Consider the following 26,394-nt stretch of genomic DNA (forward strand, 5'->3'; position numbering starts at 1 on the left):
CATCAGTATATTATTTGACGGCGTGTATTGAAAAAGCGCCAAGATTTTGAGCAGCTGGTCCTCGCACCCCGTACTTCATCTGGCCGCTAAACATTGAAACGTTGTTTGTACATAGTGAAGACAATAGAAAAAATTTATTTTCAGTGTCGATTTAAGACTGCTAGTTAACTTGAAGATTACGAACTATTAAAAATCCGATCTACTATCAAACGATCGAATTGATCAATAATTTAGGTAGTTCATTTTCAGAACTCGTACAACCCAATGTGAAATTTTCGTCATTATACTTGGTTACTGGTAAAGTCGGTGCGTTATTAAGGAGGAAATTTGAATGTCCACTTTCTCATACGAAATTTTTCATGCAGTCGTAGAACGTAAAACCTTTTATCAGGCCGCAGTCGCGTTAAATGTAACTCCCAGTGCGGTCAGTCATTCGATCAATCAACTAGAAAATGAACTTGGTTTTCCGTTGTTTATTCGTAACCGCACTGGCGTGGAATTGACCAGTGATGGTAAACGTATTTTGCCGATCGTGCAGGAAATCCTAAATACGGAAGAACGCTTACGTCAGGAAGCGGCCAACATCAATGGGTTAAATGCAGGCTCGATTCGGATCGGTGCTTTTAGTAGTGTGTGTATCAGCTGGTTACCGCCGATCATTCAGAAATTCAAGCAGCAATATCCGGATATTGCGATCAGTATTGTCCAAAGTGATTTCAACGATATTGTCAATCAAGCTAAAATTGGTACGATCGATATCGGTTTTTCCGCTTTGCCGATTGCTGATCCATTGGTGGTCACGCCGCTGATTGCTGATCCGATTTTCTGTATTACACCGCAAAATTTTGTTCCGGCACATAAAAGTTATATTACCGCTGCTGATGTGGCTAATCAGGATTTTATTTTGCAGCAAACCGATTATGATCGTGACACTAAACGCGCGCTGGATCGTTACAATGTGCGGCCGAATTCGTTACGCTACAGTATTGATGATCAATCAATTTTAGCCATGGTTGAAAGTGGTCTTGGCATGGGTATTTTACCAGAGTTAGCCTTACAAAAATTATCCGGTAATGTGAATATTTATCCATTTGATCAAGACTTTCATCGTACGGTAGCTTTAGTGGCCAATAAGGTCCAAGCCGTCGCGCCATCAACAAAAAAAATGTTGCAGGCGATCAAAGCATATATTGATCAACGATATCCAGAGAATTTACTGGCATAAGAAAAGGGTGGGATGGTCGGCTTTTAGCAGCGACTCATCCCACCCTCTGTGTTTAATCTAAGTCATATTCGGCACTTGATTGTGCGGTTCTCTGTTTTCGTTTTAAGCGGAAGTACTTAGTGATCTCGAGACAGATCACTGAGCCAAAAATTGCTGGCACCGTGATCCACCATGCAGAAGTGGATAAATTGGTGAGAGCGAAAGCTTGCTGAAGCCAGGGCACAAAGGCGGTGGCCAAAACTAGACTGATCGCGATGGTGACACTGATATTTAAGGGACGATTATGCTTGAGTGTGCGCCAACTCAGCATTTGATGGGTTTTGATCGGATAAACGTCGATCACTGAGCCCAATGCCAGTACCAGAAAGGCCATCGTCATTCCTTGTTCCTGCGAACCGCCAGTTAAGCTGAAACGGCCAAGGTAGTAAACGCCGCCGACTAATAGCGTGAAGACTAAGGCCCGTAACCCTAACCGCCAACCGAGACCATCGGCAAATAACGAGCGATTTTTGCTAACTGGCGGTTGTTGCATGTTATCGCGATCACCAGGTTCGTAACCGATATAAAAGCCGGGGAGTCCGTCGGCTAGTACGTTGATCAGCAATAGCTGTTCGGCAATGAGAATAGTGCCCCAGCCGAGACTGACGCTGATCAGCATCAAGAAGATCTGAGCAAAGTTGACACCGACTAAGAATTCGATCGCTTTTAAAATATTATGGTAAACGGTGCGGCCTTCTTCGACCGCATCGAGGATCGTGGCAAAATTATCATCGGTGAGGATCATGTCGGCGGCATTTTTAGAAACGTCGGTCCCAGTGATCCCCATTGCGATACCGACATCAGCGGCTTTCAGCGCGGGTGCATCGTTGACGCCATCACCGGTCATAGCAATCGTGGCGCCGTTAGCTTGCCAAGCGGTAATGATCCGCAATTTGTCTTCCGGAGAAACACGGGCAAAAACACTATAGTCGGCAATATTATCTTTTAGTTCACGATCACTTAGCTGGCGTAATTCGGCACCGCTGATTGCTTGATCACCGGCTTGCAAGATGCCAATATCACTAGCAATTGCTTTGGCGGTGGCTAAATGATCACCAGTGATCATTACCGGTTTGATGCCGGCTGCATGAGCTTTGGCAATCGCTGCGGGTACTTCAGGGCGTGGTGGATCAATTAAGCCAATTAAGCCAACTAGGGTCAGTTCTTGCTCGATCTCGGCCCAGTCAGCTGTCGGTTTAGTGGAAAATTCACGATAGGCGATCCCTAAAATACGTAAGGCGTTGGCCGCAAAATCGTTGTGTACCCGCATCATTTCTTTTGGTTGCTGTGCCAGTTGTAGTCGATCGATGGCGCCTTTGACGATCACGACATAATGACCGTCAGGCGTTTCGTGTAAAGTTGCCATGGTTTTCTTAGTTGAATCGAAAGGATCTTCATCTAAACGTGGATAATCTTTTTCAAAGTCACGACGGTGCAAATTGAATTTTTCCAGGAGATGAACAATTGCTAGTTCGGTTGCGTCGCCATGGGCTTCACCGTCATCGGTTACTTCAGCATTGGTAGCTAGGCCCATATACGTAAAGGCTTGCTGTTGCTCAGGCGTCAGTTCATTTAGATCATCTATTTTCTGTACTGGCTGTTCAGGTTGCCAAAAGCGGGTGATCGTCATTTTATTTTGTGTTAACGTTCCTGTTTTGTCGCTGGCGATCACATTCACATTACCGATTGTTTCTACCGCAGTCATTCGGCGAATAATTGCCCGGCGCTGCGCCATTTTACGTACCCCATGAGTTAAACTTAGGGTGACGATCACCGGTAGTGTTTCGGGAACGGCAGCGACGGCTAATGAAATTCCGATCAACAAACTATCAGCCATATTATCTTGATACAAGAAAAAGTTTAAAAGAAAAATCAGTACACCGGCAATTAAAGCAATGGTGGTCAAACGCAACGCTAACTGAGATAAGCGTTGTTGTAGCAAGGTTTTTTGTTTTTTAGTTTTGTTCAGCAATGTGGCGATCTTACCAAGTTCGGTATGCATTCCGGTGGCGGTCACCACGAAGCTACCGTTACCTTGCGTGACTGCCGTGCCGGAGAAAACTAAGTTAAAACTATCGCCAATACTGTCGGGGTCAGCCGCCAAAGTTTCCGTTTGTTTACTGATGGCTTCACTTTCGCCGGTCAAAATGGCTTCGTCGATGGTCAAATTCTGCGCCGTTAACAATCGACCGTCAGCTGGTACACTATTACCCGCAGTCAGTAAAACAATGTCGCCGGGAACTAATTCGGGTGCAGGTAAAGTCGTTTTAGTGCCTTCCCGTAAAACAGTAACGGTCGGAACGTGTAGATCTTGCAAAGCTGCTAATGCTTTTTCCGCGTGATGTTCTTGGAATAAAGTAATAACGACATTTAAAACGATGATCGCGCCGATGACGATCACTTTCAGCCAAGAACTATCGCTGGTGATAGCTAAGTATGCTGCGATCCCGGTGGCGATCAATAAGATAATGGAGGTAATATCGGTAAGCTGCTGAATGACCTTGCGCCACAGCGGGATTGGGGGCGCTGCGGCAAGTTCATTGGTGCCAGCAATAGTGCGTTGTTTGTCGACCTGTGCTTCAGACAAGCCTTGTTGGGGGTCAACTTGGTATTCGCGGCAAATGTCACTGCCGCTGCGAGTGGCATGTGTCATGTTGAGTCGCCTCCTTTATTGGCTTCAGAAATGAATAAACCTACAATTTAATTGTAACAAGCAGTTAAATTAATTGTCAAAATATGTACTAGCAAAGTCGATCAAAAAAGCGCCACCGAATATTTGGTGACGCAGGACACGGTTAACTCATATGCAGACCACCATCGACGGTGATCGTTTGACCAGTAATATAGTCTGAACGGTCATTAGCCAAAAAAGTGACTAAATTGGCGGCATCTTCTGGTTCCTCAATGCGCCCTAAAGCAATGCGCTCGCTAAACTGTTTCAATGCGGTTTGCCGATCGGTTTGGTCTAATTTTTCGGTTTGTGCGTTGACTAATTCCCATAATGGACTGTTAACAATACCTGGTGAATAAGAATTGACTGTGATATGATAAGGCGCCAGTTCTTTGGCGGCTGCTTGGGTCAAACCACGGACAGCAAATTTGCTAGCAGAGTATGCACTGAGCAGGGGCATTCCCTCCATGGCGCCTAAACCAGCGGCGTTAATAATTTTGCCGCCGTGTTCTTGCTTTTTCATGAACCGCGCCGCTGCTTGAATACCGAACAGGACACCTTTAACGTTAACTGCCATTAAATCGTCCACTTCTTTATCAGTAACTTGCTCAACAGGACCGACTTTAACGATACCGGCATCATTGACCATGACGTCGATATGGCCATGCTCGGTGACGACTTGCTCAACTAAATGTTGGACATCATGTTGGTAAATGACATTCGTTTGGTAGGCTGCTGCACGATGGTGTTGCTGGTGAATTTCTTTGACGGTACGTTGTGCGGCAGCGAGGATAATATCGGAAGCAGCCACGAAGAATCCGTCGGCGGCTAAAGCTTTAGCGATGGCGCGACCAATACCCTGTCCGGCGCCGGTGATGACTGCAATTTTTTGTGGCATATTAATAGTTCCTCCTATGAATATGGTTTCAGGTTTAGTATAGCATCGATATGCGTTTATGTTTAAGCAAACGCTAGCTTTGGTTGTCCCGCTTGTCAAAGCTGGGTCAACAGCTTATACTAAAATGTATTGTTGAAGTCGTTATAATACGGTAATGAATTCTAAGTTAATCACTAATGTATAAATAATCTATATCAATGAATAATCAATGCATATAAGGGGCTACGAAAAATGAAAAAAGAAACTGTCAAATCATGGCTGTGGGTCGTGATTGATATTGTGATCGTCGTAGGTGTGGCAATGTTATTGCGCACTTTCCTGATCACGCCACATAATGTGGATGGGCCTTCAATGGAACCTAATTTTATGGACAATGATCGCGTGCTAGTTTGGCGCCACCCCACACTTAAGCGTGGGGATGTGGTGATTCTACACGCACCAGATGGATCGTTATATATCAAACGAATTATTGGTTTACCGGGCGATACCGTGACGTCAAAAGATGATGTAATGTACGTTAATGGTAAGAAATACGATGAACCTTACTTGAACAGTTATAAGACACAATGGGCGGATGATAACAACGGTTTGTTCACGCAAAACTTCTCGTTAAGCACATTGAAAGCAACGAATTATGCCAAGAAGGTACCGCAGGAATCATACTTTGTCATGGGTGATAATCGGCCGATTTCAAAGGATAGCCGAATGATCGGTTTTGTTAAACGTAATAAAATTGAAGGTAAAGTCGTTTGGCGTTATTGGCCACTGAACAAAATGTCGATTTATTAGTGTGTATCATTAAGTTAATGACTAACAGCGAAGGAGTTGGACGTAATTTACTTACGTCTAACTCCTTTTTTGTACTTCTGAACCGTATAGTTAAACCGGGTTCCATAAGGCAACCTTATTAGCGGAGTAGCTGGAATGTCATACGCTCCTTTTTTGCGCATTGTTTTCATTGCGGCGGCGTGCTAGATTAAAGCTAAAATGATGAAAGTAGTGACTTGAATGAAAAAGGATGGGCACAGCCATACAGAATTTTGTCCCCATGGTAGTGGCGACGACGTTGAATTGATGATCCAAAAGGCTATTAAATTTGGCTTTAGCGAATACAGTATTACCGAGCACGCGCCGTTACCACCGGATTTTAAGCACGATTACGCTGGTGCGATGACTGGCTTGACTGAAGCCTCAATGGCGTTGAATGATCTACCAGCTTATTTCAAGAAATGCCAGCAATTACAAGCAAAATATCGCGGGCAAATTAAAATCAATATTGGTTTTGAACTAGATTTTTTGCCCACTCAAGTCGCTTGGACCCGTGATTTTTGGGCTGAGTATGGCCCACAGACGCAAGATAACGTACTTTCAATTCATTTTATGCAAGGGGCAGCTGCTAAGTTTTGGTGTGTTGATGATACTACCGCTGACTTCAAAAAAGGCTTACTCGATCCACAAAATGGTGATGCTCAGGCCTTATACGGCCAATATTTACAGGCGTTGCTGGTTGCCGTACAGACTGATTTAGGCCCCCACGCACCAACACGATTGGGACACATGACTTTGATTAAAAAATTCCAAGACTATTTTAATTTACCAACTAAATTTAATGCGACCAATTTGGCCTTAGTTGATCAATTATTTGCTAGTTTAAAACAGCGCCATTTTAGTTTGGATCTAAATACTGCTGGGTTATATAAGCCTTACTGTAATGAGACTTATCCTTATTCTGACTTGATTCTACGGGCACAAGCGGCAGGTATTCCGTTAATTTATGGTTCAGATGCTCATAGTATTGCCGAAGTTGGTCATGCCTATCATCAGATCGAAAAATTTGTATAAAGCCGCTTGACTTTTTGAAAACAACTGCTATTATGAGAACAACATTAAAAATAAAATGAAGTTTTGATTAGAAAAAGTAGCAAGCAAATGTTTCGAGAGAGTATCCAGACGGCTGTGAGGATATAGCATAACTTGTGAACACACATCTATGAACTTTGGCGCTGAATCACAGTAAGCACCAACGCAGGGTCTGCGTTAAAAACTGTTACAAGTTAATTTGATTCTAGTGTGATTATTCAGCGCACGTTTTAAAAATGACACTTAATTTGCAACTTGAGGTCTGGCCTGTAAGGTCCAGATAAACTTGAGGTGGCACCACGATCATTCGTCCTCGTAAGCGATAAGCTTGCGGGGATTTTTTGGTGCGCCCGGCATGGGCGTCAACTAGGTGGTGAAAGTCCACTGCGGGCCGTAGTAGTCGGAACCGCTAGCCAAAGGCAAGGCCTTTATCGTGAGGTGAAGACTGAAGGAAGCCTGATGAGCAAAGTACTGCACCGATGAACAAGAAGCAGCTATAAGGCCGGAAGTAACTGGATAAGGTGGCCAAACACACTGAAGTCCGATACTACCCGAAGTTACGACAGTAAAGCTGACGGTGACATGGTACGAAAGTTGACGTTCTTACCCGGGGAGACCTGTACACACAATCCTGATTTTCTTAGGGAATACCCAAATGACAAGGAAATATGAGTTCAAAGCAAGTCAGAAATGGCTGGTTAAGTGTACAGGAGTCAGCCGAGGTCATAGTAGTGGGTAACCATGAAGGACCAAACAATAATAACTCATATTGCGACTGGAAGTGAAGACGATGCGAAAATCGCAGAAAACAGAACAAGCTGACCGCCAGCGGATGATAGGTCTGGAAGACCAAAGACAAACTGGGGCGCGTAGTATCGCCTCCGGTGAAGGAGAAAAGATGAGTGGCACTCAGTTTCAAGCATTAGTTTTGGCCCGCAACAACCTGAATTTGGCTTATCAACGTGTGGTCAGGAACAAAGGGGCGGCCGGAGTTGACGGTATGACCGTTGATGAATTGAAACCGTACCTGAAAGTACATCGCGAAGAATTACTCGCAGAATTGGCCAATGGGACTTATAAACCGGCACCAGTCAAGCAAGTCTCAATTCCAAAGCCCAACGGTGGAACGCGTAAGCTTGGCATTCCGACCGTGATCGACCGGCTAGTCCAGCAGGCCGTGGCCCAGGTCCTTTCGCCGATATATGAACAGATCTTCGCCAACAATAGTTTTGGTTTTCGACCCCAACGCAGTGCACATGACGCAGTTCAACAGGTCGTTCAGCTAGATAATGCGGGTTATCACTATGTGGTTGATCTGGATTTGAAGGCCTACTTCGATACGGTTAATCATGACATGCTTATGAAGTTTCTCAAGCAGCGAATTAGTGACCGCTGGATACTACGGCTCATTCGCCGTTTTCTGACTAGTGGCACCATGAATGGGCAATTGTTTGAACGCAGTGAGAAAGGCACACCGCAAGGCGGGCCGATCTCGCCACTGTTAGCGAATATTTATCTCAACGAATTCGACCAAGAACTAGCTAGGCGCGGTCATGAATTTGTCCGTTACGCCGATGACTGCAATATCTTTGTTAAAAGTCCACGCGCGGGCCAACGAGTCCTCGCTAGTGTGACTCGTTTTCTCGAGCATGAGTTAAAACTCACGCTCAATCAGGAAAAGACACAAGTGGTCGCCACCAACAGAATGAAGTTCTTAGGTTTTACGTTGGGCCACACTAAAGGCAGGGCTTTTCCCTATCCGGTGTGGTCAGCGAAGCAGCGAGTTAAACAAGCATTGAGGCGGCTGACTAAGCGTAATCGTGGTGTATCCGAAGACCAAATAATGGCAGAGATTCGTCAAAAGATGCGCGGTTGGTTGCAGTATTACAGCTTGGGTAGAATGAAGCGGTTCATCACGGAATTAGATGCGTGGCTGCGGTCACGTATTCGCCAGTACATTTGGAAACAATGGAAGAAAGCCAAAACTAGAGAGAACAACTTGAGCGGATTAGGATTTACGAAAGATGAAGCTAAGCTATCCGCTAACACGCGTAAAGGGTACTGGCGGACAGCGCATAGTAAAACGCTGTGCCGTACCCTAACTAACAAAGAGCTGGAACGTCGTGGACTCATTAACTTGAGTCAGACGCTCCAGCAAATTCAGAGTGCTTAAATTATTGAACCGCCGTATACGGAACCGTACGTACGGTGGTGTGAGAGGACGGTAACTTACAATTACCTCCTACTCGATTATTCAGAGTGTTTGAAAAAGCGATTAGACACTGGAACGTAGCCTAGCTTAGCGATAAGATACGCGCAGCGAATCGTTAGCTAAGCGTAGCTAGGTGGAAGTGGCTGCTTTTTCAAACACGTTTCCGCAAACCCAGTTAGCTAAGCGCAATAATCTGCTTTTCCAAACACGTTTCCACAAACCCAGTTAGCCAAGCACAATAATTATTCCGTAAACACATTTTCACCAATCATCAACTCAAAAAAGAAAGGGGCACTGACCATGTTGAATCGTAATTTACCAGTCGGTACGCGCGATGAATTTGGTGTCGTCGCACAGGCTAAAGAAAAAATTACCGGCCAGATTCAAACTTACTTTCGCAGCCGTGGTTTTCAAAAATTGACCACACCGTTACTTGAATATAAGGCGGTGTTCAGCTCAATGGAGCAACAAACTTATCAGCCCTACCAGTTACTAGATGAGCACGGGGAGACCTTGGTTTTACGGCCTGATCTAACTTTACCGGTGGCACGGGTGATGAGCACCACCGGTATCAAGACGCCAGTCAAATGGTATTACAGTGGCGAGGTTTTCCGAGTCAAAAAGCGCTTATCCGGCAGCTATAACCAGCAAACACAGGCCGGAATTGAAATTATTGGTTATCGTTCGTTAAAAGCCGAATGGGAGTGTTTGACTGCTGCAATCGAACTTTGTCAGCAATTGGCGGTCAGTGATCTCCACGTTGAGTTAGGCCACGCCCGTTTTGTTAAGGCGGTGTTACAGGCATTACCGTTGAATACCCTGCAACAAGCAACTTTGCAACGCACATTATTCAGTAAAAACGTCACTGCCTATCAAGCTGTGATCGCGCCACTAGCGGATGATCCCTTTTATCCCTTTTTACAAGTTTGGCCGTGGTTGTTTGGTGATTTTGAGCAGGTACTCGCTAAATTAGAGCTGTTACCGGCAATGCCTGAGTTACAGTCGATCATGCAAGAATTATCCGCTACTCAAGCCTTTTTACAGCAACAATTTCCCCAGCAAAAAATTGAGCTAGATCTATCGATCGAATCGCCGCAGGCTTATTACACAGGGATGATTTTTCACGGTTATAGCGATTCGACGGCCGAATTTTTGTTCAGCGGTGGGCGTTATGATCAGTTGTTATCCAGCTTTCAAAATACGCTGCAGCCTGCTGTTGGTTTAGCTTTTGAAGTTGATCAATTAGCGCAATACACGGCGGTCACCACGACAACGCCCACGACTTTGATCTACTTTGATGAAGCCAGTTGGGGTGCGGCACAACAAATTTTGCAGCAACAACCAAATAGTAGTTTGTGTTTGGCGGAAACTAAGCACGAAGCGGAGCGAATCGCTCGGCAAACCAACAGTAGACTGATCGACGTCACGGAGGTGCAACCATGAGTGCATTGAAAATTGCTTTGACCAAAGGCCGTACCGAAAAACAAGTACTGCCGTTACTGGAAGCTAGCGGTATTGATTGTACAGCGATCCGCAATAAGCAGCGGCGGCTGATTTTTAACGATTTGCCTGATTATCATTTTATCCTGGCAAAAGGGCCGGATGTGCTGACTTACCTCAATCGCGGTGCGATGGATATCGGTATCGTCGGTAGTGATATTTTGGAAGAACAGCACAACGAACAATACGAAATGCTTGATCTGCAAACGGGTAAATGTCATTTCGTCTTAGCGTCGACGCCGAATTTCGATCCTTATCAGGTCAAACGCAAAATTATCGCCACTAAATACCCGAACATTACTCAACGATATTTCCGTAGTATCGGTGAGGATGTGGAGATCATCAAGATCGAAGGCTCAGTGGAATTAGCGCCGCTAGTCGGTTTAGCCGATGCGATCGTCGATATTGTCGAAACCGGCACCACCTTAAAAGAAAACAACTTACAAGTTTTCGCAACTTTACAGTCGGTCTCGACGCGATTAGTCGTTAACCGGTTAGCCTTAAAGCAACATCAAAATGCGATCCAGCAATTGATCACAAATTTACAGCAAGCAATTCAAACGGAGGTCTAGCACATGGAAATTTTACAACAATCATTGGCGGAACTTAAAAAACAAGTGAATCAACGGACGCAACAAGCGACTCATCCCGAAGTTGAAGCCAGCGTCGCGGCAATTTTGGCTGATGTCCAAGCAAATGGCGACACCGCCTTGCGGCAATACAGTGAAAAATTTGATGGCGTGACCCTAACTGATTTGCAAGTGCCACAAGCGGAGATCGATGCGGCTTATAATAACAGCGCGCCAGAATTACTGGCGGCTTTAAAATTAGCCCAGCGCAATATTACTTCCTTCCATAAAAAGGAAATCAGCTATGGCTTCATCGACAGTGAGCGTCCTGGCGTGATCCGCGGTCAAAAAGTGACGCCGTTGGCCGCTGTTGGCTTGTATGTCCCCGGCGGAACAGCCGCTTATCCCTCAACGATCATGATGAGCGCGATCCCCGCTAAATTAGCTGGTGTCAAAAAAATCGTCATGGTAACTCCACCACAAAAGGAGGGTATCAACCCTGCCGTTTTAACTGCTGCTAAATTAGTTGGTATCGATGCGATCTACCAAGTTGGTGGCGCACAGGCTGTTGCGGCGTTGGCTTACGGCACGGAAACCATTCCGCAAGTCGATAAAATTATGGGCCCCGGTAATATTTTTGTTGCGACCGCTAAGAAACAAGTATTTGGTAAGGTCAGTATCGATATGATCGCTGGACCTTCGGAAATCGGGATTATCGCTGACGACAACGCCAAGCCAGCCCAAGTCGCCGCGGATCTGTTGTCACAAGCCGAACATGACAAGTTAGCTCGGCCGATGTTGGTCACACCAAGTTTAGTTTTAGCCCAAGCCGTTAACGTTGAATTAGAAAAACAATTAGCCACGTTACCACGTCAAGAAATTGCCCGCGCATCATTAGATAATGAAGGGTTTATTGCAATCGTGGCTTCGTTAGCTGATGCGTTTACGTTGATGAATGCTATTGCACCAGAACATTTGGAAGTTCAAGTTGCGGAACCGATGCAATATTTGGCACAAATCGAAAATGCCGGCTCTGTTTTCTTAGGTAGTACAGCCTCTGAGCCGCTCGGGGACTATGTCGCTGGTCCGAACCATATTTTACCGACTAGTGGTACGGCGCGTTTCTTCTCCCCATTAGGTGTGTATGATTTCGTCAAGCGCACGCAATTTATTCAATACACGGCCGCCGCGTTGCAGCCAGAAGCCAGTGCCATCACGACTTTGGCGCGGACGGAAGGTTTGGAAGCCCACGCCCGGGCGATTGAAGCTCGTTTTCCTAATGCGAAGTCTTGATCAAGTTGTATCGGAACAAAAATAACCACGAAGAGGTGTAAGGATGAGACAAGCAAAAATAACGCGTAATACACAGGAAACGCAAATCACGGTTGCTTTAAATTTAGATGATGCCAGCACGATCAAAATCAATAGCGGCATCGGGTTTCTCGATCACATGTTGAATGCTTTTGCTAAACACGGCCGCTTCGGCTTGATTGTTGAAGCTAAGGGCGATCTCAATGTTGACCCACATCACACTACCGAAGATATCGCGATCGTACTTGGTCAGTGTTTTAAGCAAACTCTCGGTGATAAGGCCGGGATCGAACGTTTTGGCACCGCCTTTGTACCGATGGATGAAACTTTGGCTCGTGTGGTGATCGATTTATCCGGCCGCTCGTATTTAGTTTTTGACGCTGAGTTAACCAATCCGCGCTTAGGCACTTACGATACCGAAGTGACGGAGGACTTTTTCCAAGGCTTCGCGTTTAACGCTGAGTTGAATTGTCATGCTACGGTATTATACGGTCGCAACACGCATCATAAAATCGAGGCGCTATTCAAAGCCCTCGGACGAGCAATGCGTGGCGCGGTGGCAATCAATCCCGAAGTCAAAGGCATTCCATCGACTAAAGGGGTGATCTGATGTTAGTGATCGTTGATTATGATACCGGTAATACCCGCAATTTGAAAAAGGCGCTGGATTATCTCGGCATCGCCAACCAACTTTCCAGTGACCCAGCGACGATTTTAGCCGCCGATGGTTTGATTTTACCCGGCGTTGGCGCTTTTCAAAAAGCAATGGCGGCGTTAGCAGAACGTGGCCTAGTCACCGTTTTGCAAACGGCTGCCCAACAAGGGAAACCAATTTTAGGGATCTGCTTGGGCATGCAATTATTAGTTGAAACGGGTTACGAATTTGGGATCACCCGCGGTCTTGGTTTATTACCCGGTGAAGTGGTGCCGATCCCCGCTGATAATGGGCTAAAAGTACCCCATATGGGTTGGAACACCAATCAAGTCTTGCAGCCTAATCCGGTGGCTGACGTTTTTGATCAGCAAGCAACTTACTTCGTACACTCATTTTATGTCCAAACAGCGGCGAAGAATATTATCGCCCAAACCGATTACGGCGTGAAAATTCCCAGCATCATTCAACAAGATAACGTGATGGGGATGCAATTTCACCCCGAAAAAAGCGGTCAGGTTGGCCTACAAGGCTTGGCACGCTTCAATAAGGAGTTGGTTCGCATATGAAGTTATATCCCGCAATCGATTTAAAGAATGGTCGCAGTGTCCGGCTGTATCAGGGGCAATTTGACCAAGAAACGGTGGTCAATAATTCGCCGCTACAACAGGCCAAGCAGATCGCAGCTGCTGGCTTGACCAATTTACATTTAGTTGACCTTGATGGGGCCAAGGATGGCCGCCCGGTGAACCAAGCGATTATTGCTGCGATCGTCGAACAAACACCCCTACAAGTCGAAATCGGCGGCGGTATTCGCACCTTAGCGCAGATCGAAACCTATCTGAACTTGGGTGTTACCCGAGTGATCATTGGCTCGGCAGCTTTGACTGATCCTGAATTGGTCACTACCGCGGTCAAAAAATTCGGCGCCGCTAAAATTGTTGTCGGTATCGATGGTAAGCAGGGTAAAGTCGCTACCGAAGGCTGGTTGGCGCAAAGCCAAGTCACGATGGCTGACCTAGTCGCTGCCATGCAAAAAGTCGGTGTACAAACGTTTATCGTCACCGATATTGAGCGCGATGGCACCTTACAAGGTCCTAACCAAGCACAGTTAGTTGAACTCGCCGCACAATTTCCGATGGCAACTTTTGTGGCTTCCGGTGGGGTGCGCGATGCCCGCGATCTTAAAAATCTAGCGGCAGCGGGCATTGAGCACGCAATCGTCGGTAAGGCACTTTATGCCGGTAGCGTGACCCTAGCCGAGCTGGCTGAGCTTAGTCGGAATAAATCTGAATTGTAAAAACATACGAAAAAGGGGGTTGACCATATGTTAGCTAAACGAATCGTTCCCTGTTTAGATGTCGATCATGGCCGAGTGAAAAAAGGTGTTAACTTTGTGGATCTGACCGATGTTGGTGATCCCGCCGAAATCGCCGCAGCATACGAGCAACAAGGGGCCGATGAATTAGTCTTTCTCGACATCACGGCAACCAATGAAGCCCGCCGCGCAATGGTCGATACCATCGAAAAAGTGGCGGCACAAGTGTTCATGCCTCTAACCGTTGGCGGCGGCATTAAAAGTGTAGCTGATATGCAAGCTTTGTTAAAGGCCGGCGCCGACAAGATTGCTTTGAATTCAGCTGCAGTGACGCAGCCGGAATTGATCCAAGCCGGCGCTGAAAAGTTTGGCAGTCAATGTATCGTGGTGGCCATCGATGTTCGCTGGGATGAAGCCACCCAAGAATATCGGGTTTACGTCAATGGCGGTCGTAAAGCTGCTGATCTAGAAGCAATCAGTTGGGCTAAAAAAGTGGTCGCTTTAGGTGCTGGTGAGTTACTGGTTACCAGCATGGATCGCGACGGCACTAAATCCGGCTATGATTTGAAATTGTATCAGGCACTGACTGCGGCGGTCAATGTGCCGATCGTCGCTTCTGGCGGCTGTGGTAAATTAGCTGATTTCAACACCCTTTTTGCGGAAACTGACGTTGATGCTGCTTTAGCCGCCTCAGTTTTTCATTACGGCGAGCTAACCATTCCGCAAGTTAAACAAAGCTTGCGGGAACAAGGGGTGACTGTCCGATGATCCAACTTGATTTTAGCAAATTACCGCAACAATTACTGACCACTGTCATCACTGACGCAAGTAACGGCCAAGTTTTGATGGTGGCGTATATGAATGAGGAAAGTTGGCAAAAAACGTTAGCCAGCGGTGAAACTTGGTTTTGGTCGCGCAGCCGCCAAGCGTTATGGCACAAAGGTGAAACCAGCGGCAATACACAAAAAGTGGTGGCGATCCGCGTTGATTGTGACGCCGATACCTTGTTGATCAGCGTTACCCCAGCTGGGCCAGCCTGCCATACCGGCCACTATAGTTGTTTTTATCGTGATATTGAAGGCAATGAAATTTAATTTAAAGAAGGCAATAACTATGCAAACAGTCGAAGAACTTTATCAATTGATCCTACAACGGAAAAGTAATCCCGAAAAAGGTTCGTATACCGATTATCTATTCACTAAAGGTTTGGATAAGATCTTGAAAAAAGTCGGCGAAGAATCCACCGAAGTCATCGTCGCCGCTAAAAATCCCAGCGATGACGAATTTGTGTATGAAGTCAGTGATTTAGTCTATCACGTGCTGGTTTTAATGGCTGACCGCGGGATCAGTGTCGATGATATCAAAACCGAGTTGGCTAAGCGTGAAGGGCTAATGAGCAAAACACAAGAACGCCGCGAGATCGATAAATTATAGATTGATATTATCCGAAAAAAGTGAGTAGAGGAGGAACTGCGATGCTGAAAAAAACGGTCAGTCAGTTACAACCGTACGTGCCAGAAACGCCATTGCCGGAGCTAGAAAAGCAGTTAGGCTTAGCTTCAGTGGTTCGATTATCGGCTAATGAAAATCCATTTGGCACTTCACCAAAAGTCCAACAAGCTTTACAGAATTGGGACTTTAGCAACAGCCGCTATTATCCCGATGGCGATGCGGCAGCGTTGCGTCAAGCGGTTGCCGACTACGTTAAGGTGGCGCCGGAACGGCTGTTATTTGGCAATGGCCTTGACGAAGTGATCGAACTTGTTTCCAGGACTTTTTTGGAAACTGGCGATGAAGTTTTGGAACTCGGGCCGACTTTTTCCGAGTACAAATTACACGCGCAAATTGAAGATACAATTGTCCACGATGTGGCAGTACAAGCGGATGGTATCGCTGATTTGACCGCACTGGCTGCCGCAATCACGCCGAAAACGAAACTAATTTGGTTGTGTAACCCGAATAATCCAACTGGGACCGCTGTACCCCAAACAGAGATCGCTAAATTTATGGCGCAAGTGCCGCGGACGGTGTTAGTGTTGATCGATGAAGCCTATATTGACTTTGTTGACAAGCTAGCGACCTATACGGCGTTACCGTTATTAGATCAGTACGATAATTTAATGGTTTTGCGCACTTTCTCAAAGGCGTATGGTCTAGCTAACTTCCGCGTCGGTTACGCCGTGATGCCACCTAAATTAGCGCCGAGCTTGCAGTCGGTGCGCTTACCGTATAACTTAAGTGCGATCGCCCAATTAGCCGCTCAGGCCGCCTTAGCCGATCAAGCCTTTTTACAAGCGACAGTCACCCGCGTGCGCCAAGCGCGGCAGCAATGGGAATGCTTTTTGCAGCAGCACGGCTTTACTTTCTATCATTCACAAGCTAATTTCACCTTTTTCCAAGCACCACATGCGCTGAAATTAGCCGATTACTTACTGCACAACGGCTTTATCGTACGCACTGGTTTACGGCCAGATTGGTTGCGGATCACTTTTGGTACTGCGGAGCAGAATGAAAAGCTACAACAATTGATTCTAGCGTTTTATGAGAAATAAATAATCGTCAGCTATCAACTTCCTAATGAAGGCGTTGATAACTGACGATTTTATTTTGCGCTGATCACCACGCGATAATCCAGCGGCCGTTTACTGCCTAAAATAACCAACCGTTGCTCTGGCAAGCGAACTAAGTTTACTTGCGCCGACTCAGTCTCATAGTGCCAACTAAAGCCAGTTGAATTATAATCAATGCTTAAACAAGGTAGTTGTGATTCTGGAATTGGCCAACGTAGGTGCTGCTGCGGCGTGTGTAGCTGTAAATGATGTCTGGTGACCGTGAGCCGACTGATCTGTCGGCGTTGATTATCGGTCGGTAAGTACAGTATTGGCTGCTGGCCAACACCGAAATTTAATTCTAAGTGAAATTCAGGGGGTGCTGGCGCCAATAAAACGCGTTCAGCACCATGAAGATAGCCATTAAAGACTTGCTTCATCGATCGTTGTTGTATTGTGGGAGCCACGCTCAGCAGTGAAAACAGTGGGTTCTAGCTGGTCAGTAGCAACGACAAAAGTGAATTCAGTATTGGTCGCTACACCCCAATTACCAGCTTTGTCCAAAGCAACTACGGATACGGCACCGATATGACCACTGCGATGATAAAGTTCATCAACAAACGGATAAACGGCTTGGTCGCAGGCTTCTTGTGGGGTAGCACCAGCGCGGATCAATTCATTGATCTTAAATGGCAGCATGCCCTTCATCAAATCCTCGCCTAATCCAGTGGTAACCACGCCAGCCACCTTATTATCGCAATAAAAACCAGCACCAGGCAGTGGCGCATCACCGACGCGGCCTTTAGCTTTCATAAAAATACCCGTTGTTGAAGTCCCCGTGTGCAGCCGCCCACGGTAATCAAGACTGATCACAGAAACGGTATCATGGGTATTCAACACGTCATGGCGGGTAGCATTTTTACGTACTTGCTTGCCCCAGAAAGCCTGCATTTCAGGGGTCAGCATGTTTTTATTCGTGAAGCCGTGTCGTTGTGCATAAGCATCAGCACCGCTGCCGGCTAAAAAGTTATTTAGTTGTTCATGCGATAAATTACGCGCGACCGCGATCGGGTGTGCGATATCGTGTAAGGCAGCCACGGCGCCAATACTTAATGTGTCACCGTTCATAAAGGCAGCATCCATTTCTACAGCACCTTCAGCATTGGGTAGACCACCGTAGCCGACCGTATTAAAAGCTGGATTGCTCTCGACATCTTCAATTGCTGTTTGGACCGCATCCCCGCTTGGCCGCCCTTCACGCAGCTGCTCTGCGGCTTTAGTGACCCCATCCAGGCTCATTTGCCACGTTGAAATAATTCCCCAAGTCATATGGATTCCCCCTTAAGTAAGGTTTGATTTTAGTTAAATATAAAAATGAAAAACGTGCGCCAGCAATTTGCGGCAGCACGTTTGAGTCAAGCAACGACTAAATTGGGTAATCGCAACTGTTTTTCGCTGGCGCGCAACGCCAAAATATAGCCATTCTTGATAATCAACGTATAACGAACGTTGGGCTGTAACTGTAGTCGTTGGCCCAGATAATTATAAATTGGTAAAGCTGTGCTTGTAGCGATGCTCAGCCTCCTTCATTTATTACTATCTTCATTGTACTGATTATCAAGTGAAATATCAGCGATTTAGGCGCCAATTTTGTTTACAATTTGGTAACATTTTTTAGAATGCTTAAAAAAGCACTTGCTCAGCTGATTTTCCAGCACATTGATGCTACTTGGCTAGTGTGAAATGTGCTAGTCGGCGATGATCTCGATCACAAGTTTGCCTTGCGTATGACCAGCTTCCAGTAAACGATGTGCGGTGATCATACTAAGTTCAGAGAAGGGGAGACAACGGCCCAGTGGGACTTGTAATTTATTGTGACTTAGCAGATCGACTAAATGCTGTAACTCAGTACCATCTGGGACTAAATTAAAATCTTCCTGTGTCGCTAGATAGCGGCCATTTGCACTAAGTAAGTTCGTTGTAATTGGTTTGGTCGTTAAGTCGAGTATTACGTCGTATTGCTGCTGCATAGCAGTGGCTGCATCGACTAAATTAAAATCAGATTCCTGAGTGGTTTCGGGAGTGATGGCCGTAACTTCAGCACCAATACCCGCAGCTAGTTGAGCGGCCAATTGTCCAGTACAACTGGTGAAGTCGTTGATCAAAACATGTTGCTCATTTTCGACCGCTAAATGCATTACGATCGTTTGCCAAGCAGTTAACCCGGCAGTTGGTAGCGCAGCCGCTGTACGAAAGGCAACGTTGTCTGGTTTATAAGCTAGGTTGGCCGCATCGACTGCAACATACTCAGCTGCTGCACCGGGAGTCGTCAATGGTAGACGAGCAAGTACGGCGTCACCGACTAAGAAATCAGTGACGGCACTGCCAGCCGCAACGATGGTTCCTGCTAGATCCCAACCTAAGGTTAAGGGAAAATTTGCTGGAATTTGTGCAAGCAGTTGACCTGTACGCAATTGAATATCCAATTGGTCAATTGAAAAAGCATGCACTTTAACCAGTACTTGATGCGCAGAAATTTCTGGTTGTGGTTGTTCCGTCAAGGTCAACGCCTTTGCGGAACCGAATTGATTAATTACCATTGTCTGCATAACCTGATAGCCTCTATTCGTCATTAATTATATTCCATTATTATACAATTAGTTGTCGATGTCCAAGATATTGGCATTTATGCGTATTTATTGCCAGTATTTATGATCAATGTTAATTTGTTCTTAATCATAACGATAAAATGGAGGCGTAATAAAATGAACGAATTTGATGTCCAGAAGCGTTATCTGCAGTGTGTCACTTATATGATCACAAAGTTAAAAATGTTTGATCAAGGTTTTCGCGATTATGAAGGCCGTTACTTGCATATCATGGATACACGCGAAGCAACTACTGGAGAATTAGTGGAACTCAAAACTAATTTTAAACGTAGCTTGATCAATTTCGGTAGTTTAGTTGATCGCTTCCAGGAATTAGAAGCACCCACACAATATCAACAGCAACATCAGCATTTAATTTGGATCTATCGTGATTATGCTGCTGCTGTTTGTGATATGATCGATGCTTTTAACGTTACTGATTATGCGATTTGTCATACCAAACAAGATAGTGGTCACGCCCAACGAACACGTAGTCTGACTGATGTTAAACAATTATTGGCCGAAGAATATCAGATTGCTTAATATGTACTGAAAATAGGCGCTTTTACCCAATTATGACTAAAATTTGCATGATTTTTTGAGCTCGTTTAGGCGAATCAAGCTGGGATTAGTCCAGTTAGGCAGATTCTTTGGCGTAGATAGCGGTTCAATGTTAAATTGATGATGAGCAGCGCAAAAAGTAATTTCTGTAATAACTTTAATGTCAGTGAGTCTAAGGGGGCTTATAGATGATGTTCGATGTGCTATTTATTGGTAGTGGTCAAGGTGCCTGGAACGGTGCGATTCCCATGAGTCAAGCGGGGTTAAAAGTTGCAGTGGTCGAAGAAGATTTATTTGGCGGTGTTTGCAGCAATCGTGGGTGTAACGCTAAAATTACATTAGATAAGCCAGTGGAATTGGTGCGTAATATTGAACAGTTGCAGGGGCGCGGGTTTGATAGCGTACCCCAGATCAACTGGCCTGATTTGATGGCGCATAAGCATGAAGTGATTGGTCGGCTAGCGGCAAGCAACGAACAAAAATTGGTTAAAGCTGGTGTGCAAGTGATCAAAGGCCATGCCACCGTCACTGCTGCTGATACCGTCACAGTCGGGGCAACCGAATATAATGCAGAGAAAATTGTGTTAGCCCTTGGTCAGTTGCCGCATCGTTTGGATATTCCTGGTCAAGCTTATCTGCGGGATAGTACCGATTTCATGGCATTGACTCAGATGCCAGAACGGGTGACGATCATTGGCGCTGGCTATGTTGGAATGGAATTTGCGGCAATCGCTAATACAGCCGGGGCTGAGGTTAATGTGATCGTTAAAGGTCATCAGCCACTGCGCGAATTTTATCAACCTTACGTTGAACGATTAGTTGTCAGCTTACGTGAACGCGGCGTGCGCTTTTTCTATGATCAACAAGTCGAGTCAGTGACAGAGTCAACATCTGGTTTGTTACTGCAAGGGACTAATCAATTTGCTTTGGAAAGTGACTATATTCTTGATGCCACCGGCCGTGAACCTCATGTGACGGACAGTGGCCTAGAGAATATTGGTATCGCGACCAATGCAAATGGGATCGTTGTGGATGATCATTTGCAAACCAACGTTGCTGGCGTCTATGCAACGGGTGATGTGGTCGATAAAACACAGCCGAAGATCACGCCAGTTGCTATCTTTGAATCACAATATTTAGCTCAATTATTTACTGGACAGACAACGGCGCCAATTAATTATCCTAGTATTGCCACAACTGTCTTTACTTCACCACGGATCTCACAGGTTGGCATTAGCCCAACTGAGGCGGCTAAATCGCCAGATCAATATACGATCGAAACTTTTGAATATGCTGAAGATTGGTTCCGCCAAGTGCAAAATGAAACCGATGGCAGCCTGACCTTGGTTTTTGATCAGGAAAATATTTTGGTCGGGGCGGTGGAATATAGTAACGAAGCGGTTGATACGATCAATGGTTTATTGGAGGTCATTGAATTACGCTTGACCCATGAACAGGTTCAACGCTTTATTTATACTTTCCCTAGTCTGCAGCATAGCTATTTTCGTAAGGTTTAATAAAAAGTTAGCAGTTTTAAAAAAGAAAATCCGTTTAGAAATCATTTGATTTCTAAACGGATTTTTTAAATAGTTAAATATATAACGTAGCTCTATTCAGCCAAGTGCCGTGAGTCACTTCGACTAAGTGCTTTGACCTTTTGCCAAAGTGCGTGCAGACCAAAAGCAGAAGCAAATGATAGACACCAAGTGCAAGTATAGGTCAGGATAACGCCTAATAATATACTTTGACCGGTGAGCTGTTGTCCAAATAAATGCCAGATGAGTTGTGACCAGAAGACATTGGACAGATAAGCTTTATAGGCAAAACCGGCAAACTTGTGGACGAAGGCGGTAAAAGGTAACTTGCGTTGAATTTGAAAAAGTGCCAACGCGGCAATTAAGCCAATTGCTGCTAGATCATAGATCGTCATGGATGGTTTGTAATAAGGGGCATTAGCTAGATCAACTGGCGTACCGAATTGGTGTAATTCATAGTTTGTCCAGTAGAAACTAGCTAGGAAAATGACGACTAGAATCGGCCAAAATTTTTGTAGCATACGATTAAAGCTTGCCCGGTACTGCCAGGCAAGTACGCCGCCAACACCGTAAATAAAGAAACTGATAAATAAGCGATCAAATAAATACCAACTTTGGGCGTGTGGGCCCTGGAAAATCGCGGTGTCATAAAATAGCAACCAGGCAGCGGTGATGAGCAGCGTGCCGCCTAAAGTGATCCAGCCGCGTTTTTTGTTGGTCCCGCACCAATGACCGATGGCCCAAAAAAGTGGCATCAAAATAATGAATTGCAGCATCATGGTGTTATACCACAAATGTGGCGCCGCATTCCCATTAATAAAATGCCACAAGAAACTAGGTAGATCATGAAATTGATTGACTTGTTGCACATTGGGCATTAGTAATAAATAGGCGAAAGTCCACCAAATAGTCGGAATAAATAACGCGTGCCACTGCTTGTTTAAATAACTACCATAGGTTAGCTGGGCATTAAGCGTGGTGCGGGTGGTGGTATATAAAATACCAAATATAAAAGCTGGTGCTGTAAATTTTACTAAGTTATAGATGAGTCCAATGCCGAATTGACTTCCGGCTGCGGGGTGCGCTGTAAGTGCTAAACTTAAAATTGGTTGTAGCATAACAGCTGTACAGGCACAAAGCTTGAGATAATCGCCAATATCCACGTTTATTTCAAGCTTTTTTGACTTGCTCATAAGAAATACCACCTTTTCGATAATTGTGAGACCGATTAGGCAGTACGTTTCGCATTCAATCTAACAAATAATCTCAAAAGAAGCAAGCTAAATTTTAAGTGAACGTTTGCGTTCGGCAACAAATAGTTCAACTAGCGCGTTGGCAACAATTCGTGCAACGTTGGATTCTGTTTGTTGATTTTCCGTTAAGTAAATGGTGCGAAATGGTGGATTCGAAATGATGCGCGCTAGGTGCAATTGCCGGCCGACCTTTTGCCACGTGACTGCGGGAATGAAGCCAATGCCAGCGCCGCTTAATAATAATTCGCGAATTGTCGCGGGATCGTCGGCTTCATACTGGTAGTTTAAATGAATGTCTAAGGCTTCGAAGTAACTATCAACTGTATCACGTAGGGGATTGTGCCGCCCCAAACCAATCACTGGTAATCGTTGTAGCTCGGCTGGCGTAACGTATTGCGATTTAAACTGCTGCTGGGCGCTACCAACAAGAATTTCTTCATTTAGCAACGGAATGGCGGTACGGTCGAGCTGTGGTTGCCGGCTGGAGATAATAAAGTCAAATTGGCGCGGTTCGCTGAGCGTACTGATACGTTGAGTGAGCTGAACTGGTGCTGCCGGAAAGTGTTGTTGAATGATGTGGATGATTTCGGGAATTAGTGACGAGGCAACTTCGACTAAAAGGCGAATTGGCTTTAGTTTGTTAGTTGTTTTAGTCGTGACGGCATCGATGCCTTTTTGCAGTTGGTCAAGCACAGTGGTGACGTAAGAGAAGAAGAGCTGACCTTGAGCATTTAATTGAATGGTGCGGCCAGTACGGTCAAAAAGTTGTACACCTAGTTCTTTTTCCAGTTGATGAATTAATTTGGTCATAGCTGGTTGACTGATATAGGCTAATTTAGCGGCTTGGGTAATACTGTCAGTTTGGGCAGCGAAAACAAAGCCTTGTAATTGTGCAATATTCATTTGGATTCCCCACTTTAATAACTAATGGTTATTATTTATTAATATAATTCATTATACATCAGAATTAATTCGCGTTACATTAAGCTTGTGAGACTGATTAGACTGTTTCGTCAGAAGGAAGGAACAAACATGGATGCGCTATGGATTTTTCCTGGTCAAGGTGGCCAATACGCGGGGATGCTTAAGCAGGTACCAGCAGCATTGCGTCAGCATGTAGAAACATTGCTAGACTTACCGTTGCTAGATACGACGGCCGGCTACGCGGATTCAGTGCAACTACAAGTTAGCATTACGTTGCTGCAAGTTGCCCAAGTGCAAATGATCCAAAAAATGGGCTTTCGGCCACGCTTGGCGGCGGGGCATTCGTTAGGTGTTTTTGCGGCCGCCTATGCTTTAGATTGTTTAGCATTAGATGATTTATTCAAAATCGTTAAGCAACGCGCTGAATTGATGCAGCAAGCCTATCCTGTAGGCTATGGTATGGGCGTTATTGTGGGTTTAACGCGTGCGGAGGTTACCCAGTTAGTGGCACAAGTCACGACTACCGCAAAGCCCGTTTTTGTCTCAAACCAAAATGCTGAGGACCAAGTTGCCTTATCCGGTCATTTAGTAGCAATCGATCAAGTGTTAGAACTAGCCAAAGCCCAAGGTGCGGCTAAGGCATTGCGCTTGAACGTGCCAGTACCCTCGCATTCGCCATTAATGCACGATGTTGCAGAAAAATTGCAACAAAGTTTAGCCAAGGTCACTTTTAATCGTCCGCACGGTATTTATCTAGCTAATGACAATGGGCACGCCGCCAGGCAGATCATTCCTGTGCGCCGTGATCTAGGTGATAATCTAGTGCATCCAGTTTATTTTGAGTCGATGATGGCCGTTGCAACGAACTACGCGCCAGATGTCATTATTAATTTTGCACCGGGACATCCTTTCAAACAAGTGTTAGCACAAAAATTCGACGAGCAGCACCAACTCTACTTGGCGCAGTTTTCCAAGGCAGATATACATTACTTATTAGAAAAATGGGAAAGAGGTTCTAATTTATGAGTGATTCAGAACGAAATTGGGCAAGTCATCGCCAAGCTAAAGCCGCTAAATTAGCCAATGTCGCTAATTTACTTGATGGCAAGTTTGCCAAGACTGAAGCTGCAACACAAATTTTAGAAACATTGATCAGTAGTGGTGACAAGGTGGTTCTGGAAGGTGACAATCAAAAGCAAGCCAGCTTTTTATCCAAAACGTTGGCGGCAGTTGATCCAGAAAAAGTTCATGATCTGCATATGATCATGAGCAGTATTTCGCGACCAGAACATTTAGATATTTTTGAAGACGGTATTGCCAGTAAGATGGACTTTTCATTTGCTGGACCACAAAGTACCCGAGTTTCACAAATGATCGCTGATGGTAGTTTAAAGGTCGGCGATATTCATACTTATTTGGAACTTTATGCGCGTTTATTTGTTGATTTAATTCCGAATGTTGTCTTAGTCGCTGCTGATAAAGCGGATCACCAAGGCAACCTTTACACTGGGTATAATACTGAAGAAACACCAGTGATCGTTGAATCAGCTGCCTTTAAAGATGGTATTGTTATCGTTCAAGCCAATGAGATTGTGGATCAATTACCGCGCGTTGATATTCCTGGGGACTGGGTCGATGTGGTTATTCCGGCTGACGAACCTTATCAGTTAGAACCGCTATTTACTCGTGATCCACAAAATATTACTGAGATCCAAATTTTGATGGGGATGATGGCGATCCGCGGAATCTATGAGAAACATAACGTGCAATCAGTCAATCATGGTGTCGGGTTTAATACCGCTGCGATCGAACTGTTATTGCCCACTTATGGTGAACAATTAGGTTTGAAAGGGAAAATCGTGCCTAACTGGGAAGTCAACCCTACACCAACTTTGATCCCCGCAATCGAAAGCGGCTGGGTTCAATCGATCCACAGTTTTGGTGGCGAAGTGGGGATGGAAAAATACATTGCCGCACGCCCAGACGTTTTCTTTGTCGGCAAAGATGGAACCATGCGCTCTAACCGTGCTTTTGGTCAAATGGCTGGTCAGTATGCCTTGGATATGTTTGTAGGCTCAACTTTGCAACTGGATCAATTTGGGAACTCATCAACGGTTACTAATGGTCGTTTATCTGGTTTTGGTGGTGCACCAAATATGGGGAGCAACCCAACTGGTCGTCGTCATTCAACACCAGCCTGGCAAAGTCTAAAGCCAGCGGATGATCCTTTGGCACGTGGTCAAAAACTAGTTGTCCAGATGGTGGAGACATACGGTGCCAATAAACGGCCAGTATTTGTTGATCATTTGGATGCAGAAGAAGTTCGTAAAGAAGCCAAACTAGCTAATGTGCCAGTTATGATCTACAGCGAAGATACCACACATATCGTAACCGAAGAAGGCATTGCTTACCTATATAAAACCGATAGTATGGCTGAACGGCAAGCGGCAATCGAAGCTATCGCTGGGGTGACACCAATTGGGTTACGTAGTGATCCAGATACATTAAAGGATCTCCGTGCGCGCGGCATCGTTGCTTTACCAGAAGATTTAGGTGTTCGGCGGAATGATGCTAAGCGGTCATTATTAGCAGCACAAAACATGGCTGATTTAGTTAAGTGGTCAAAAGGACTTTATAATCCGCCAGCGAAGTTCCGTAGTTGGTCATAA

At 45.4% G+C, this 26,394-nt stretch carries 25 protein-coding genes and 1 other annotated feature; of the genes, 18 read left to right on the top strand and 7 right to left on the bottom strand.

Going from position 1 to position 26,394, the window contains the following annotated elements; all coding sequences use genetic code 11:
• Window positions 1-331: 331 nt before the first annotated feature.
• Window positions 332-1,225 (top strand): LysR family transcriptional regulator, encoded by an 894-nt coding sequence (locus tag LC20001_RS01730; RefSeq protein WP_003678220.1) that lies wholly within the window; start codon window positions 332-334, stop codon window positions 1,223-1,225.
• A 52-nt stretch (window positions 1,226-1,277) separates the two neighbouring features.
• On the opposite strand, the gene LC20001_RS01735 is transcribed toward LC20001_RS01730, so the two are convergent.
• On the bottom strand, window positions 1,278-3,917 hold the full coding sequence (locus tag LC20001_RS01735) for a cation-translocating P-type ATPase (protein WP_010011448.1): 2,640 nt from the start codon (window positions 3,915-3,917) through the stop codon (window positions 1,278-1,280).
• A 142-nt stretch (window positions 3,918-4,059) separates the two neighbouring features.
• Window positions 4,060-4,833 carry an acetoin reductase gene (locus LC20001_RS01740; RefSeq protein ID WP_010011449.1) on the bottom strand — a complete coding sequence of 258 codons (774 nt, stop codon included), beginning with the start codon at window positions 4,831-4,833 and terminating at the stop codon, window positions 4,060-4,062.
• Window positions 4,834-5,064: 231 nt separating this feature from the next.
• Here LC20001_RS01740 and lepB point away from each other — a divergent pair, with 231 nt between their 5' ends.
• The 13 genes from lepB to hisC all read left to right on the top strand — a co-directional run bounded on the left by lepB (window position 5,065) and on the right by hisC (window position 16,807).
• Complete coding sequence (lepB, locus tag LC20001_RS01745; protein ID WP_010011450.1) at window positions 5,065-5,622, top strand: signal peptidase I; 558 nt, start codon at window positions 5,065-5,067, stop codon at window positions 5,620-5,622.
• Between the two features lie 219 nt (window positions 5,623-5,841).
• Complete coding sequence (hisJ, locus tag LC20001_RS01750; RefSeq protein WP_010011451.1) at window positions 5,842-6,675, top strand: histidinol-phosphatase HisJ; 834 nt, start codon at window positions 5,842-5,844, stop codon at window positions 6,673-6,675.
• A 54-nt stretch (window positions 6,676-6,729) separates the two neighbouring features.
• Window positions 6,730-7,011: a binding site (T-box leader), on the top strand.
• Window positions 7,012-7,483: 472 nt separating this feature from the next.
• Window positions 7,484-8,866, top strand: coding sequence for a group II intron reverse transcriptase/maturase (gene ltrA, locus LC20001_RS01755; protein ID WP_069700543.1), 1,383 nt, complete (start codon window positions 7,484-7,486; stop codon window positions 8,864-8,866).
• 339 nt (window positions 8,867-9,205) lie between these two features.
• Complete coding sequence (locus LC20001_RS01760) at window positions 9,206-10,348, top strand: ATP phosphoribosyltransferase regulatory subunit (RefSeq protein ID WP_010011453.1); 1,143 nt, start codon at window positions 9,206-9,208, stop codon at window positions 10,346-10,348.
• Window positions 10,345-10,977, top strand: a complete 633-nt coding sequence (gene hisG / locus LC20001_RS01765; RefSeq protein ID WP_010011454.1) for an ATP phosphoribosyltransferase — start codon at window positions 10,345-10,347, stop codon at window positions 10,975-10,977. Before LC20001_RS01760 ends, hisG begins: the two co-directional genes overlap by 4 nt.
• A 3-nt stretch (window positions 10,978-10,980) precedes the next feature.
• The gene (hisD, locus tag LC20001_RS01770; protein ID WP_010011455.1) at window positions 10,981-12,267 is read left to right on the top strand and encodes a histidinol dehydrogenase; all 1,287 of its coding nucleotides are present in this window, start codon (window positions 10,981-10,983) and stop codon (window positions 12,265-12,267) included.
• 43 nt (window positions 12,268-12,310) lie between these two features.
• On the top strand, window positions 12,311-12,895 hold the full coding sequence (gene hisB, locus LC20001_RS01775) for an imidazoleglycerol-phosphate dehydratase HisB (protein WP_003678211.1): 585 nt from the start codon (window positions 12,311-12,313) through the stop codon (window positions 12,893-12,895).
• Window positions 12,895-13,506: an imidazole glycerol phosphate synthase subunit HisH gene (hisH, locus tag LC20001_RS01780; protein ID WP_003678210.1), complete on the top strand. Its 612-nt coding sequence runs from the start codon at window positions 12,895-12,897 to the stop codon at window positions 13,504-13,506. Before hisB ends, hisH begins: the two co-directional genes overlap by 1 nt.
• On the top strand, window positions 13,503-14,237 hold the full coding sequence (gene hisA / locus LC20001_RS01785) for a 1-(5-phosphoribosyl)-5-[(5-phosphoribosylamino)methylideneamino]imidazole-4-carboxamide isomerase (protein WP_010011456.1): 735 nt from the start codon (window positions 13,503-13,505) through the stop codon (window positions 14,235-14,237). Before hisH ends, hisA begins: the two co-directional genes overlap by 4 nt.
• 27 nt (window positions 14,238-14,264) lie before the next feature.
• On the top strand, window positions 14,265-15,023 hold the full coding sequence (gene hisF / locus LC20001_RS01790) for an imidazole glycerol phosphate synthase subunit HisF (protein ID WP_010011458.1): 759 nt from the start codon (window positions 14,265-14,267) through the stop codon (window positions 15,021-15,023).
• Entirely contained in the window at window positions 15,020-15,349 is a 330-nt protein-coding gene (gene hisI / locus LC20001_RS01795; RefSeq protein WP_010011460.1) for a phosphoribosyl-AMP cyclohydrolase, read from the top strand. Before hisF ends, hisI begins: the two co-directional genes overlap by 4 nt.
• A gap of 19 nt (window positions 15,350-15,368) precedes the next feature.
• Entirely contained in the window at window positions 15,369-15,689 is a 321-nt protein-coding gene (gene hisE, locus LC20001_RS01800; protein WP_010011461.1) for a phosphoribosyl-ATP diphosphatase, read from the top strand.
• Between the two features lie 41 nt (window positions 15,690-15,730).
• Window positions 15,731-16,807: a histidinol-phosphate transaminase gene (hisC, locus tag LC20001_RS01805; RefSeq protein WP_010011462.1), complete on the top strand. Its 1,077-nt coding sequence runs from the start codon at window positions 15,731-15,733 to the stop codon at window positions 16,805-16,807.
• Window positions 16,808-16,857: 50 nt separating this feature from the next.
• Here hisC and LC20001_RS01810 read toward each other — a convergent pair whose 3' ends face one another.
• The 3 genes from LC20001_RS01810 to LC20001_RS01825 all read right to left on the bottom strand — a co-directional run bounded on the left by LC20001_RS01810 (window position 16,858) and on the right by LC20001_RS01825 (window position 19,413).
• Window positions 16,858-17,244 carry a hypothetical protein gene (locus LC20001_RS01810; protein WP_010011463.1) on the bottom strand — a complete coding sequence of 129 codons (387 nt, stop codon included), beginning with the start codon at window positions 17,242-17,244 and terminating at the stop codon, window positions 16,858-16,860.
• A complete protein-coding gene (locus LC20001_RS01815; protein ID WP_010011464.1) occupies window positions 17,228-18,133 on the bottom strand; it encodes an isoaspartyl peptidase/L-asparaginase in 906 nt (301 codons plus the stop codon). Before LC20001_RS01815 ends, LC20001_RS01810 begins: the two co-directional genes overlap by 17 nt.
• A gap of 419 nt (window positions 18,134-18,552) precedes the next feature.
• On the bottom strand, window positions 18,553-19,413 hold the full coding sequence (locus tag LC20001_RS01825; RefSeq protein WP_003678206.1) for an NADP-dependent oxidoreductase: 861 nt from the start codon (window positions 19,411-19,413) through the stop codon (window positions 18,553-18,555).
• Between the two features lie 156 nt (window positions 19,414-19,569).
• Here LC20001_RS01825 and LC20001_RS01830 point away from each other — a divergent pair, with 156 nt between their 5' ends.
• A complete protein-coding gene (locus tag LC20001_RS01830) occupies window positions 19,570-19,995 on the top strand; it encodes a hypothetical protein (protein WP_010011465.1) in 426 nt (141 codons plus the stop codon).
• 209 nt (window positions 19,996-20,204) lie between these two features.
• A complete protein-coding gene (locus tag LC20001_RS01835; protein WP_010011466.1) occupies window positions 20,205-21,530 on the top strand; it encodes a dihydrolipoyl dehydrogenase family protein in 1,326 nt (441 codons plus the stop codon).
• A 92-nt stretch (window positions 21,531-21,622) separates the two neighbouring features.
• On the opposite strand, the gene LC20001_RS01840 is transcribed toward LC20001_RS01835, so the two are convergent.
• Both LC20001_RS01840 and LC20001_RS01845 read right to left on the bottom strand, forming a co-directional pair.
• The gene (locus tag LC20001_RS01840; RefSeq protein WP_010011468.1) at window positions 21,623-22,741 is read right to left on the bottom strand and encodes an acyltransferase family protein; all 1,119 of its coding nucleotides are present in this window, start codon (window positions 22,739-22,741) and stop codon (window positions 21,623-21,625) included.
• Window positions 22,742-22,828: 87 nt separating this feature from the next.
• Complete coding sequence (locus LC20001_RS01845) at window positions 22,829-23,704, bottom strand: LysR family transcriptional regulator (protein WP_010011469.1); 876 nt, start codon at window positions 23,702-23,704, stop codon at window positions 22,829-22,831.
• 129 nt (window positions 23,705-23,833) lie between these two features.
• Here LC20001_RS01845 and LC20001_RS01850 point away from each other — a divergent pair, with 129 nt between their 5' ends.
• On the top strand, window positions 23,834-24,751 hold the full coding sequence (locus LC20001_RS01850; protein ID WP_010011470.1) for an ACP S-malonyltransferase: 918 nt from the start codon (window positions 23,834-23,836) through the stop codon (window positions 24,749-24,751).
• Window positions 24,748-26,394: a malonate decarboxylase subunit alpha gene (mdcA, locus tag LC20001_RS01855; RefSeq protein ID WP_010011471.1), complete on the top strand. Its 1,647-nt coding sequence runs from the start codon at window positions 24,748-24,750 to the stop codon at window positions 26,392-26,394. The genes LC20001_RS01850 and mdcA overlap by 4 nt, the downstream gene beginning before the upstream one ends.

Origin of the sequence: Loigolactobacillus coryniformis subsp. coryniformis KCTC 3167 = DSM 20001 (genome assembly GCF_002706425.1) — a bacterium.
GTDB lineage: Bacteria > Bacillota > Bacilli > Lactobacillales > Lactobacillaceae > Loigolactobacillus > Loigolactobacillus coryniformis.